Consider the following 392-nt stretch of genomic DNA (forward strand, 5'->3'; position numbering starts at 1 on the left):
TTGGTTATACGACTCAAGCTAGCAGCATCGTGCCAGTTTCTTGCGGTCAGTTTTTAGCTCAGTACCCTAATGTGAAGATCGAAATGCAGGTGCAAGATGAGTTGGAGCTTACTCGTAAGCTACAACTTGGTGAGATTGATATTAGCGTATATTTACAAAGTGCAAATAGCATAGTGAGTGATATTCACCTGCCTGATCAGTTAGTTTTATTTGTTTCGAGAAATCACCCTCTAGCAAATCAAGACAGCATCAGAAAAGCCGAATTAACGCAATACCCTATGTATGGCTGTTTCTCACAGTCGAAGCAAGTACAAAGTATGCTTAATGAAGCCGTTGACTCGTTAAACAAATCAACGAGTGTTAAAATTGGTAACATTGAACAAGTAATTGAT

General features: G+C 39.0%; 1 protein-coding gene. It reads left to right on the plus strand.

Features of this window, described 5'->3' with window-relative positions; all coding sequences use genetic code 11:
- A partial coding sequence (locus tag CWC11_RS22090) for a substrate-binding domain-containing protein (RefSeq protein ID WP_171038527.1) occupies nucleotides 1–392 on the plus strand: 392 nt, incomplete at both ends.

It is taken from the genome of Pseudoalteromonas sp. S3178 (assembly GCF_005886985.1).
Lineage (GTDB): Bacteria > Pseudomonadota > Gammaproteobacteria > Enterobacterales > Alteromonadaceae > Pseudoalteromonas > Pseudoalteromonas carrageenovora.